The 12926-nt window shown below is 62.3% G+C and carries 9 protein-coding genes; 8 read left to right on the top strand and 1 reads right to left on the bottom strand.

The window, feature by feature from the left end:
- Window positions 1-106 precede the first annotated feature (106 nt).
- The 3 genes from BFAL_RS09350 to BFAL_RS09340 are packed head-to-tail and all read left to right on the top strand — an operon-like array spanning window position 107 to window position 3694.
- Entirely contained in the window at window positions 107-1717 is a 1611-nt protein-coding gene (locus BFAL_RS09350) for a hypothetical protein (RefSeq protein WP_055428116.1), read from the top strand.
- A 27-nt stretch (window positions 1718-1744) separates the two neighbouring features.
- A complete protein-coding gene (locus BFAL_RS09345) occupies window positions 1745-2665 on the top strand; it encodes a tellurite resistance TerB family protein (RefSeq protein ID WP_055428155.1) in 921 nt (306 codons plus the stop codon).
- Between the two features lie 33 nt (window positions 2666-2698).
- On the top strand, window positions 2699-3694 hold the full coding sequence (locus BFAL_RS09340) for a hypothetical protein (RefSeq protein WP_055428115.1): 996 nt from the start codon (window positions 2699-2701) through the stop codon (window positions 3692-3694).
- 23 nt (window positions 3695-3717) lie between these two features.
- Here BFAL_RS09340 and BFAL_RS09335 read toward each other — a convergent pair whose 3' ends face one another.
- Entirely contained in the window at window positions 3718-4218 is a 501-nt protein-coding gene (locus BFAL_RS09335) for a hypothetical protein (protein ID WP_152973626.1), read from the bottom strand.
- Between the two features lie 75 nt (window positions 4219-4293).
- Here BFAL_RS09335 and BFAL_RS09330 point away from each other — a divergent pair, with 75 nt between their 5' ends.
- The 5 genes from BFAL_RS09330 to BFAL_RS09310 all read left to right on the top strand — a co-directional run bounded on the left by BFAL_RS09330 (window position 4294) and on the right by BFAL_RS09310 (window position 12600).
- Window positions 4294-6441 (top strand): hypothetical protein, encoded by a 2148-nt coding sequence (locus tag BFAL_RS09330; RefSeq protein ID WP_055428113.1) that lies wholly within the window; start codon window positions 4294-4296, stop codon window positions 6439-6441.
- On the top strand, window positions 6438-6746 hold the full coding sequence (locus BFAL_RS09325; RefSeq protein WP_055428112.1) for a DUF8612 domain-containing protein: 309 nt from the start codon (window positions 6438-6440) through the stop codon (window positions 6744-6746). Before BFAL_RS09330 ends, BFAL_RS09325 begins: the two co-directional genes overlap by 4 nt.
- Before the next feature lie 95 nt (window positions 6747-6841).
- Window positions 6842-9784: a leucine--tRNA ligase gene (gene leuS, locus BFAL_RS09320; protein ID WP_055428111.1), complete on the top strand. Its 2943-nt coding sequence runs from the start codon at window positions 6842-6844 to the stop codon at window positions 9782-9784.
- Window positions 9785-10231: 447 nt separating this feature from the next.
- A complete protein-coding gene (locus BFAL_RS11265; RefSeq protein ID WP_160319053.1) occupies window positions 10232-10720 on the top strand; it encodes a ComEA family DNA-binding protein in 489 nt (162 codons plus the stop codon).
- Window positions 10721-10875: 155 nt separating this feature from the next.
- Window positions 10876-12600: a ComEC/Rec2 family competence protein gene (locus tag BFAL_RS09310; RefSeq protein ID WP_152973624.1), complete on the top strand. Its 1725-nt coding sequence runs from the start codon at window positions 10876-10878 to the stop codon at window positions 12598-12600.
- Window positions 12601-12926: the final 326 nt, after the last annotated feature.

The raw sequence follows: 12926 nt of genomic DNA, 5'->3' as shown, positions 1-12926 counted from the left end.
GCGTTCGGGGCGATAAGGCGAACGAAGCGAAGTCTTGCCACAAATCCGACGGTGTTGGACTTTCCATGTATCGAAGGCGTTGCGTTGGCGTGAAAGGACACGTTCGATGAATGGGAATGATGATTTTCCGCAGGAGCAGGAGAATCGGCGCCGAGTCGAGAGGCAGCGTCGCGTCGTTCTGGATAAGGCGCTGGAAGGTGCCGCCGCGGAAACCGTGCAACGCTTCGGCGATGCCGTCAAGGAGCATCTGGTGGCCTATTCCGGGGAAGACCATGAACGCGGAGAACGGTTCGCCCGGAGTCTGAAAACGGTCGCCCGGCAGCGTGTGAATCCTGATTTCGCTCAACAGAACATCAAACAACAGGCTGGGTTCAGCGCCGAAATGGAATCGGTGGCGCGCCGGAATGCCAAGAACATAATCGATGGCAAGGGAGAGCGGTTCAAACGGTTCGATGACGTGCCGCGTGCGGATGGGACCAAAGTCGCCAACGATCAGGTCGTGGACATCGTCTCATTCGACCGGTTCGGGGATGAGATAGCCGGATCCAAAGCTCAGATGAAATTCGTCGGTGGCAGCGCCAAGGAATTGCTCTTCGAATTGAAGAGTGAACAATATCGGAAATACCGCGAGGGGAACGTCCTCATGGATATTCCCGATGATTACTACGATGTACTGATGGGCGATGGCCCTGAGGGCATCGACGCCCAAATCAATAAGCTGCAGCATAAGCTGGACGATGGCGGGCTCGCCGGAGACGCTTCCGACAAGATCCATCAGGAAATAGACAAACTTCGCAAGATCAAGAAGAGTCTGCGCAAGAGCGGGCTTACCAAGGATGAGGCCATCCAAGCTCGTCTGCACCCCAAATTGGTGGTGGCGAAGGACGTCGCCAAACTGGCGCATAAGGCCGGAGCCCAACAGGCGATGAACGGGGCGCTCATCGGCGGCGGTGTCTCCCTGATACGTAACATCGTTGGATGCGTCAAGGGCGACATCGACCCTGTGCAGGCGGTCAGGAACATCGGAGAGGATGCCGCGATGGCTGCGGCGTTCAGCTACATCACCGCTTTTTCCGGAACCGCGATCAAAGGCGCCCTGCAGAACGCTTCAAGCGCGTATGCGCGCAGCCTGTCCAACACGAATGTCGCGGCCACTTTGGTTTCCACTACGGTGGACGTATCCAAGGCCATCGGCCGATACTGCCGTGGAGAGATCAACGGCGCCCAATGCGTCGAGCAAATAGGGCAGCAGGGGCTGGGGCAGTTGGGCGCCGTGATGGGCACTGCCGTTGCCATGTCCGCAGTCTCTTCGGCGGGCGCCACGGGCATGGTGGCCGTTGCGGCCGGCATGGTGGGCAGCGCCCTCGGATATTCCGCTGCCATCGCGGTCTACGAGGAGTTGTCCACGGCTCTGAATGAGTATGAAATGGCCAAGGAGGAGCGCATCCGCGTGGAGCGGGAATGCGCTGAAGCCGTTGAGCTGATACGCCAGTATCGGATTGATTTCAACAATGCCGTGGATACCTATCTGACGGATAAGGCCGAAACCTTCAACGCCGGATTCGAGGCCATGGATAAGGCCATCATCGAAAACGATGTCAACGGATACCTGAGCGGCAACGCATTGATTCAGGAGGCGTTGGGGTATCAGCCTCGATTCCGCACTCAACAGGAGTTCGATGATGTGATGGACTCCGACGAGAACTTCATTCTGTAGAGACCTGTAGAGAGGAGCATGATCGTAATGACCTATATCCAGCGGAAAGCCGCGTTGAAGGCGTTCTATTATCTGATGGCGGTGGATGGTTCCGTTGATGATCAGGAAATCGAGCTGTTCGATCATATCGGCGAGGAACTGGATTCCGACCATTTCCACGACTACCGGCGACAGGTGATCAAGTCATGCGAGGGCCGTCTCAGGTCATATTCGAACGATGATCGTTATGACGTGATCGTGGAAGGAGTCGACGAAGCGATATCCCATCGCGTGGATGACGACAAGGATGGCATCGCCTCTCGTTTGCTGCTGTGGGATATGTTGGCGGCGGCGTATGCGGATGGCGATTATGATGCTCATGAACGCAAGCTCATCAGGCATATAGCGAGAACGGTTGTCCGAGGACGGTCCTTGTACCCGGAAATGGAGCATCTCATGAGGGCGGCCCAATCGGTGCGGGAGGAACGGGAGTGGATCGAGACCTCGGATCGACCGTATGCGGAGGTCAAGCCTGTCGTGGACACGCTCGAAGAACGCGAAAGGGCGATCCACCATGCGGCTACGCAACTGGTCGCCGATGAAATGGTTCCGCCGGCTCCGGCGGCGATGACCGTTGAGAAGGACGTATTCGACATCGCAAAAGAAAACCTGGACAAGGCGGCCGCTCCCGTGGCGAATCAGGTTCAGCAGGGCGTGAATCAGGTTCAGCAGGGAGCACAGCAGGCGGCTGAAGCAGTGAAGCAGGCGGCGGTCAAAGTCCCGGGAGTCGCACAGGTCGGCGGCGCGGTGAATTCCGCGGCGAAGGCCGTGGGCGATGTGCTGAACCCGGCGGGCGACGAGATCCGCAAGCAGGCCGACAATGCCGCGCGCGAGGCGAAGAAGCAGGCCGACAATGCCGCCAACGTCGTCAAAGGTTTTATGGGCGGACTTTTCGGCGGCAAACGCTGAAGGCCGGTAGGGAAGACAAGGGAAGGATTGATTATGCCAATCTTCGTTGTGCCGTTGTTCATGGGTATCGCGGCGGCCGGCGGCGTGGCCGGCGTGGGTATGGGAGCCAAAGGCGGTCTCGATCAGTTCAAAGCCGATCGGCTGAACGCCAACTCCAATGATCGGATTCACTGGGCGGCCCGTCGGCTCGAGCAGCTGCGCGAGCAGTGTTCGGAATCGCTGAATCAGCTCGGCAAAGAGAAGGTCATCGTCCTTGACGGGAATATGAGGCGTTTTCTTGGTGCCTTCGGCCGATTGAAGAACGTGGACTTCACGCCCTCGGAAGGATTGGACGAACTGGACAGGCTGCGCATCGATAAAGCGTCATTCGATGAGCTGAAGACGATGGGGAGCGTGGCATCCTCACTGCTGGAAGGCGGCGTGACCGGTGCCGCCAGCGGTGCCCTCACCGCTTTCGGCGCGTATGGCGCCGCGTCCACGCTCGCCACGGCTTCTACCGGTACGGCCATCAGTGCGCTGAGCGGCGCCGCGGCTTCCAATGCGACGCTCGCTTTCTTCGGAGGTGGTTCGCTGGCTGCGGGCGGCTTGGGCATGGCGGGCGGAGCCGCGGTCCTGGGCGGCCTTGTGGCAGGGCCCGCGCTGCTGGTCATGGGAGCCATCGTCGGGGCCAAGGGCGGCAAGAACCTGGAGGAGGCGAAGGCGCAGTCCGCGAAAACCAACCAGTATTGTGAGGAGATGATGGCGGGAGTCGATCAATGCATCGCCATTCGCAGACGTAGCGCGTTGTTCTATGCGCTGCTGGCACGGCTTGACGCCAGGTTTTTGCCGCTCATCTACGATTTGGAACGTGTCATAGACGCAGAAGGAGAGGATTATTCGCGATTCACGCCTGAAGGCAGGCGTGTCGTCGCCGCTGCGGCATCCACCGCCGCCTCCATCAAAGCCGTTTTGGATACGCCGCTGTTGTCGGAGAACGGTTCTCTGACCGCCGAATCCGCTTCCCTCGCCCAAGCGAATCTCGACCAGTGATAGTGGTTCCCGGATGGCGCCATTCACGTGTCATCCGGGATAGTGTGCCTGTCCTCGGCAACCGCCGCTTCGCCGATCCGGTGGTGCGTGGGCGAGATAGTTGAAGGGCGTTCCGACAAGGTACTCCGTCTCCGAGACGGCATCCTGATTCCGATACAATGGGACGCATGCATGACACGGGGAAGGTCTTCGACGTCGAAGAGACCAAGGTGATGGAATTCAGTCTGCTGTTTTCGGGGCAGACGGGTGAGAATCGTGATTTCGATGCGGAACGGCTGCTGTTTCGCGAAGGGCGTGACCTGTACGAGTGTGGTCTTCTCCGGAGGTTCAAGGAATCCGGGAACGACGATCATCGCGTTATCACCGCCGATGTGATGAATGAGTCGAATGAGCGGGTTCGGGCGCACGTGACGATACGCGTGGTCGCAGATGCGATCACCGGAATGGCATGCACGTGCACGCGTCGTGGCGTTCCGCGCTGCGTGCACGCGTGTGCCGTATGCTTCCGACTGTTCTACCGGCATCGTTATACGGTCCGTGACGTCTACACCGGACGTACGAGGATACCGAGGGAGGCGTCTGAAATCGTCAGCCGGTATATGGCGGATAAGCTGGGCACGTGGCTTTCCTCCGACGCCGACGACATGTCCGCGATGGCCAGAGGACTGGAGATCATCACCGGATTCGACCAATGGGAGCGATGGATCGCCAACAGCCACACCGTGACATTGCTCGGCAACTGCATGCCCACCGTCGAGGAATCGATCGACAACGATACGCGGATCTGGCCGAAACGTGACGAACCGGATTTGTCGACGGTGCTGCCGCATGGCTGGTTCACCATGTTGGAAGCGGCCTATGAAGGACTCGGTGATTTTGAGGGACTCGCGAAAGTGTATGGCGTGTATATCGCTCAAGGGCATCTGCCGCAGGACTCCCGCTATGTGGACCGCCTCCGCTGGCTGCTGGGCGACTCGACGGAACTCACCGACATGATCGGCAAGCTGACCAAAGGGTTCCATCCGGTTCGGAACGTTTATCAGAAGCCGGTCCCGAATCTCGCCTACGAGCATCTACTCCGTGAGTTTCAGTTGTCCGACGAGTCAGTCGCCTACTGTGAATCACTACGGGAATGCGACCGGCGTTGCATGCGGCGTCTCGCCGACACCATGGCCCTCGGCAACGCCGACCGGAAGAACATGGAAACGACTCGTGTTGACTGGACCACGCGCTGCGATGGCACCATCATCGACTGGCTTGTGATGGATTTTCGTGCGGAACTTGAGGAACGGATGCCGGCGTTCTTCGCCAATGGGTACGTGGATCCGATTGTCGAAGACTGCGAGGAACTCATCCATGCCGCCGGCGCCGGCACCAAAGCGCGATGCCGTCTGATCGTTTCCAAGAGATTCGGTTCCGCCCGTCACGCCACCATCGCACGTGACCTGTTGCGTGAAGCCATGGAACATGAGCCTCGGGCGAACGATTCGCGTTCCATCATTCTGGAACGTGCCATCAACATGGTCGAACCATGCGCCGACCTGCTGGCTCGCACATTCCTCGTCGACGATGACGTGGTGGTATTCACCGCGCCGGTCGACGAGACGACGCTGCGACGCGAGCGACCCCGGGACTTCATGGACGCACTCGGACGGATCGATGCAATCGACGGGCGGCCACTCGTCCACGACGTGACGTCCGGAGGCACACAAGATCTCGCCACCATCGAACAGTCGTTGAGGAAGCGTCTTGAACGACGCAAAACGGAGGCGCGCTTCGACGACATCATCGCCGCATCCAGTGACGAATATGACACGGCACGGGCCGACGAGCTCAACAACCTACGTGAATGCCTGAACGTACAGCTCAAAGCGCTGTTCGGCTCCCGGTACTCACTGGACGCCATCACATGCGACAATCTGTTCGACCCTCCCGTCACCGTGGGCGAACGCAACAAGTGGTTGCGCCCCACCGCCGGGCAGCTTGGCGTATGGTCCGCCGCATACGTGCTCAACGTCAAACGCCACGTGCACGGCAAACCGGGTGAGAACGTGCATCTGCCGCACTATCTCGCCGCGAAGGGACTCAGAACCGTCATGATCGACATGCTTGACCATATGCTTGGCGTTTCCGCAATGCTGGGTATCCCGCGCGCGCAAGTGGACCTCGATGAGTGGAATGCGCTGAACCTGCTGCGCATCGACCCGCATCCTGAATCCATCGACGCGCATGGTCACAGTGCCATCCTGAGACCGGACCGCGAGTTCACGGTGTTGTACCTGACCGGCACATTGCGCCACACCCATCACGAACTGGAACTGATCGACGTCTCCGACGGGCAACGGATACGCAACGCGGCGGATGAGCTGCGTATGCGGCTGGACATGTTGACCGACCGTGGGAAACGATGGGACGGGTGGGACGATGACGCTGAAGAAGAGGTCAGAGCCGAAGCGGACGATATCGCGCTCGCGCTGGCTCTCGCCACGCTTGCCGACCCGGAACATGTGTTGCCGTCAATCGACGATCCGGTCGTGGCTCGCGCGGCGGCAGAACAGGCCAAGCAGACCTACATGACGTTCTGGCATGTGCGTGACGAGAATGATGCCGCGCCTGCGGACGACGATGACGAGATCGCCGGGCACGAGGGCGATATCACCGATGCCGCCAACATGATGTTGATGCTGCTGGAACAGGCCTACACGAATCTCATGAATGTGGCCGAACCCGGCTATAAGGACTGGTGAGGAGCGGCGCGAAAGCTGATCTGCGGTTCGGCGGCATGCCGGGACTGTTCTCCTTGAGGGAACGGGATGAGGAGGACATCGCTCGGGAACTATCCTCCATGTGCGACACGGTCATACTGAACGACGTGGCCAAACGGCTCGGCATCCGCGATCTCACGTTGCTCGAACGGCTCGTCGTCTACCTGTTCTCCACCTCCGGGAACCTCTTCTCCACCCGCAAGGTGACTGGTGCGCTGAGAAGCGCGGGATGCCGGATGTCGCAGGACATCATATCCATACCTGACTGGCTGCCCGCCGGGGAGTGACGGCCTCTCCGTACCCTCCAATCCTTCGCCGCGCCCGTCCCGCGATATGCGACGGGCGGCGGCCCTCGGGCTCCCCACGTGTATCATCGTGCGGTATGAGTGAGACCGAACCGAAGTTCCGTTACAACGCCGCACTGGCGCAGGACATCGAAAACAAATGGCAGAAGAAGTGGGATGAGGAAGGCACCTTCTGGGCCGCCAACGTCTCCGGCGACCTGAAGGACGGCAAGGGCCGCAACGCCGAGGGGCGTCCCTCCTACTTCGCGATGGACATGTTCCCCTACCCGTCGGGCAAGGGCCTGCACGTGGGCCACCCGCTCGGCTACCTCGCCTCCGACGTGGTGTCCCGCTACCACCGCATGAAGGGCGAGAACGTGCTGCACGCCATGGGCTACGACGCCTTCGGCCTGCCCGCCGAGCAGTACGCGGTCCAGACCGGCCAGCATCCGCGCGTCACCACCGAGGCCAACATCAAGAACATGTCGCGCCAGCTGCACCGCATGGGCCTGAGCTTCGACAACCGCCGCACCTTCGCCACCATCGACCCCGGCTACGTGCGCTGGACCCAGTGGATCTTCTCGCGCATCTACGACTCCTGGTACGACGAGGACGCCACGAACCCGTCCGGCACGAAGGGGTCCGCCCGCCCGATCAGCGAGCTCATCGCCAAGTTCGAAAACGGCGAGAAGGCCATTCCCGGCCACGAGTCGGACGGCAAGGCGTGGGGCGACCTCACCGACGCCGAACAGCAGGACATCCTCAACGACTTCCGCATCGCGTACATCTCCAAGTCCCCGGTGAACTGGTGCCCGGGACTCGGCACCGTGCTCGCCAACGAGGAGGTCACCGCCGAAGGCAAGTCCGAGCGCGGCAACTTCCCCGTGTTCCAGCGTGAGCTGCGCCAGTGGTCGATGCGCATCACCAAGTACGGCCACCGCCTCATCGAGGACCTCGACGGCATCGACTGGCCGGAGAAGGTCAAGCTCATGCAGCGCAACTGGATCGGCGAAAGCCACGGCGCATCCGTGCACTTCCAGGTGGAGACCCCCGCCGGCGTCAAGGACATGGAGATCTACACCACGCGTCCGGACACGCTGTTCGGCACCACGTTCGCCGTCGTCTCCCCGGAGCACCACCTGCTCGAGGACGTGCCGGAACAGTGGCCGGCCGAGACTCCGGACGAATGGAAGGGCGGCTACGCCACCCCGGTCGAGGCCGTGAAGGCGTACCGTCTGGCCGCCGAGGCGAAGACCGCGAAGGACCGCGTCGATGAGAACGGCGAGAAGACCGGCCTGTTCACCGGCCTGTACGCCGTCAACCCGATCACCGGCGCGAAGCTGCCGCTGTTCACCGCCGACTACGTGCTCATGGACTACGGCACCGGCGCGATCATGGCCGTGCCGGGCGGCGACCAGCGCGACTACGATTTCGCCGCCAAGTTCGGTCTGCCGGTCATCTACACCGTCAAGCCGCTGCCGGAATCCGGCGACGACCTCGCGAACTACGAGGGCAAGGCCCCGTTCGTCTCGCACGACGGCATCGTCATCAATTCCTCCGTCGAAGCGACGAAGGCGAAGGGCGACGCGCTCTCCCTTGACGGCCTGCGCGTCGACGACGCCATCGCCAAGGTGAACGCGTGGCTCGAATCCGCGGGCGTCGGCAAGGGCACCGTCTCCTACCGTCTGCGCGACTGGCTGTTCTCCCGCCAGCGCTACTGGGGCGAACCGTTCCCGATCGTCTACGGCGAGGACGGCACCCCGCACCTGCTGCCGGACTCCGCGCTGCCGATCAACCTGCCCGACGTGCCCGACTACCAGCCGCGCACCTTCGACCCGATGGACGCCGAATCCAACCCGGAGGCGCCGCTGAGCCGCAACGAGGACTGGGTGAAGGTCGAACTCGACCTGGGCGACGGCGTGAAGACCTACTACCGCGACACGAACACCATGCCGAACTGGGCCGGCTCCTGCTGGTACTACATGCGCTACATCGACCCGTCCGACACCGCCCACATGGTCGAGAAGGACGAGTTCGACTATTGGATGGGCCCGAACCACAACAAGTATTCGGGCGATGAGGGCGGCGTCGACCTGTACATCGGCGGCGTCGAGCACGCGGTGCTCCACCTGCTGTACTCGCGCTTCTGGCACAAGGTCCTGTTCGACCTCGGCTACGTGGATTCGGCCGAACCGTTCCACAAGCTGTTCAACCAGGGCATGATCCAGGCGTACGCCTACACCGACGACCGTGGCCAGTACGTGCCGGCCGACGAGGTCGTGGAAGGCCCGGCCGGAGCCGACGGCGAGCCGACATTCACGTGGAACGGCGAGCACGCCAACCGCGAGTTCGGCAAGATGGGCAAGAGCCTGAAGAACATCGTCACCCCGGATTACATGTACGAGAACTACGGTGCGGACACGTTCCGCCTGTACGAGATGAGCATGGGCCCGCTGGACGAGTCTCGTCCGTGGAACACGCGCAACGTGGTCGGCGGCATGCGCTTCCTGCAGCGTCTGTGGCGCAACGTGGTCGACGAGACCACCGGCGAGCCGCACGTGAGCGAGGAGACGCCGGACGTGAAGACGCTCAAGCTCCTCAACAACACGATTGCGGACGTGACGGTCGAGATGGAGAACATGCGCCCGAACACGGCCATCGCGAAGCTCATCGTCCTCAACAACCACCTGACGTCGCTCAAGGCGGTGCCGCGCGTGGCCGTCGAGCCGCTGATCCTCATGCTCGCGCCAATCGCCCCGCACATCTGCGAGGAACTGTGGGAGCGTCTCGGCCACGCCGAGTCCCTCTCCGCCGCGCCGTGGCCGGTCGCCGACGACAAGTACGTCGGCCAGGACACGGTCACCGCGGTCGTGCAGATCAAGGGCAAGATCCGCGCCAAGCTCGAAGTCTCCCCGGACATCGACCCGGCCGAACTGGAGAAGCTCGCGCTCGAGGCCGTCGCCGCGCGCCTCGGCGGCAAGGAGCCGCGCAAGGTGATCGTCAAGGCACCGAAGATCGTCTCGATCGTTCCGTCCGAGTGACGTTGACGGTTCCGCGGCGAATGTGAAGAGTTCCAGGGGCTCTATCCACATTCACCGGTGAGCTGGACGCAACGCCCATGCACCACGCACAGTGGATGCATGGGCGTTCGTCATAGTGAAGCAAGCGGGGCATCATCCGGCAGAGGCGCGTCGGGCACGCGGCCGGTACCCTTGCCGGAATCCGCGCCGGCACGGCAACCCGTATCGACGCACGAACCGGCACCGTCGCCGGAATCCGTATCGTCGATCATGCCTCCGGTGCCGTTGCCTCAGATCGTCGACACGGAACCCGATACGACGACGGGCTGCGTGCCGGACCGTATGTCGGACGATACGCGGCGACATGCGGAACCCCACGCGAAAACGACGCTTGCGGGCCTCTCCGGCGTGCGTGAATCCGATATGGACGACCGGTTCACCGAACGCGCACGCCACGGCCGCCCACGCATGGCATTCACCGCGACGCATGCGCTCGCGGCGATTCTCCTTCTCGTGACGGCCACCTGCGCGAGCCTCACACTGCTCGTCCGTCAGGCGGTGAACTATGCGGTGTTGGACGGCGCCGCCGCGACGGTGACGAGGCAGGACGATGCGAACGGTGCACGGTCGCCCGGCAGCGGAAGAACAAACGCGTCCGGTGATGATATCTCCGACACGGCAGGAGACGACGGTGCCGGCGACGGCACATCACAACCGCAACCCGAAACACAAGCACAGCCGCCAGCCGAAACCCAGCCGGTGGACACGCGCGTCGACCTGAACACGGCCACGCTCGAACAACTCGACGCCGTGCCCGGCATCGGCCCCGTCACCGCGCAGAAGATCCTCGACCATCGCGCCAGCATCGGACGATTCTCCAGCGTCGACCAGTTGCTCGACGTGCCCGGCATCGGCGCAAAAACCCTGGAGAAAATCAGACCGGCGGTGAAGGTCTGATGCGCGCGCGAAAACGCCACACCCCATACGGCAGGGCCGAAGGCGACACGTCCACGCCACCGCTCGAACGCGGCTCCGAAGACCATCGGCTGATACCGGCGGCCATCACATGCTGGGCGTCATGCCTGGGCACGCACCGCCTGTTCGAGTGGATCATGAACTTGCTACATCCCGCTGCCGGCGACCGCGGGCCGTCGGCGCTCGCCGGCATGCCGTTGACCTCCATGACGCTCGTGCTGGTCACCGCCGGCATGATCGGCATCTGGCGTCTCGCATCGCGATGCGCCGCACGCTACGGGGTGGGCAGGGAGGCCGTCGTCGTATGCGTGGCCGTCATGTTGCTCGCCGGCGTCTCCACATGGGCCGCCGACTCCGCCACATGGTTCGACCCGGCCACGGTACGCGCACGGGACGGTCCGGCGCGGATCGTCGCGCAGGTGCGCATCACCGGACCGGTCATGGCATCCGCATCCGCCGACCATGACTGCCAGGCCGAAACGAGACTGACCGTCATCACCATGGATGACGTTTCGACACGTACGAACGCGCAAGTGCGACTGTTCGCCTCCGCGCGTGACTGCGCCATGCTGCATCGAGGAGCCGAATACAATGTCGCGGGAACGCTCAGCGAAGCGGATTGGGGCATGACGCCGTTATGGCTTACACCGTCAACCGACGACGATGGGCGAAGCGGAACCCATGCCGATGACGGGACCGGCAGCGGGGAAGGTGACGGTGCGGGCGCCGATACCGACGGCGGCATCAGCATGGAGAACGCACAACCGGCATTCGACCGATGGCGCGAACATGCGCAGGAGTCGTTCTTCCGTGCCACGGAGGGATTGACCGACGCCGGGCGCATCCTCGTCCCCGGACTGACCATGGGCGTGCTCGGCCAGGACCACGTCGATGCCAGGCGGTGGCTCGCCGAAGACGGCGACGGCACGGACCCCATCGACGAGACATATGCGGCACGATTGGAGGACTGTTTCCGCAACGCGGGAATCATGCACCTCATGGCCGTGTCCGGCGGGCATTTCGCTCTTCTGGCATCACTGATACGGCGTCTCTGCGCGCGACTGTTGGCCCCCAGACAAGTGACGGCATGTCTGATCGCCGTATTCACCACATTGATGGCGACGATGATGGCGCCCGGCGACAGCGTCACCCGCGCATTGTTGATGGGATGGATCGCCGCCGCGGCGTCATTCATCGGACGGCCGCACCAATCATTGAGCTCGCTCGGAGTCACCGTGCTCGCCATGCTGTTGTGCGACCCCTCGAAGGCGAGAAGCTTCGGCCTTGCGCTGTCATGCGCGGCCGTGTTCGGCATCATCATGCTCGCCCGGCCCATGGCGGACGCCATGGCATTGCTGTTGCCCGATGCGCTCGCCGATGCCACGGCCATGACGGTCGCCGCGCAGATCGCGACATTGCCGATTCAGGTGCTGATGGAACCGCAGCTGCCGCTATGGTCGGTTCCTGCGAACATCGTCGTCGCTCCCGTGGTGGCGTTCTCCACGATGACAGGTCTCGCCGGTCTGGCGGTGGCATGGGTGAGCCTGGACGTCGCGAAGGTATGCGCGTGGTTGGCGTCATGGGGAACAAGAGTCATGGAATACGTGGCCTTACGGTTGGGGGAGGGACCCCGGACGACGATTGTATGGATCGACGGAATCCTTGGAGCATTGCTGCTGGCGGCGGCCGAGGCGGCGGTCATCGTCATGGTGAGGCGTGCCTCGCGATGGGTGAGGGGGTCGTCGGGGCGTCATGCGCTTCCGGGGGATGTGTTCACCGCCGATCCCCGTAACCGGATGCGTATCTGGTGGATGGATACGAGGCGGATGATCAAGGACATGCGCTGGGGTGACATGGATTGATTGGTTGTTGTGGTTGTTTGGGTTGTTGGTGGGTGGGTTGTTGTGGTTGGTTGTGGTGTGGTGTCTTGGTATGGGGGTTGGTGGGGTTGGTTGTTGTTGGTGTGGTTGTGGTGTTGGGTTGGTGTTGGTGGGGTGGGGTTGGTGGTGTTTGTCGTGGGTTTCGACACGCCGTGGGTGGCGTGTGTTTTCTAGGGTTTTGGGGTTGTTGGTTGGTGTGGGTTTGCGTTGGTGTTGGGGTTCGTGTATGTTGTTCTCTTGCTGCCGCTGAGCGGTCCGGGTTCTTTTCCTGGTTTGGTTTTGGGCTTGGGCTGGTTTGGTGTGTGTGG

Source organism: Bifidobacterium aesculapii, from assembly GCF_001417815.1.
GTDB classification, from domain to species: domain Bacteria; phylum Actinomycetota; class Actinomycetes; order Actinomycetales; family Bifidobacteriaceae; genus Bifidobacterium; species Bifidobacterium aesculapii.
This window is presented reverse-complemented; position numbering and strand designations above follow the sequence as displayed.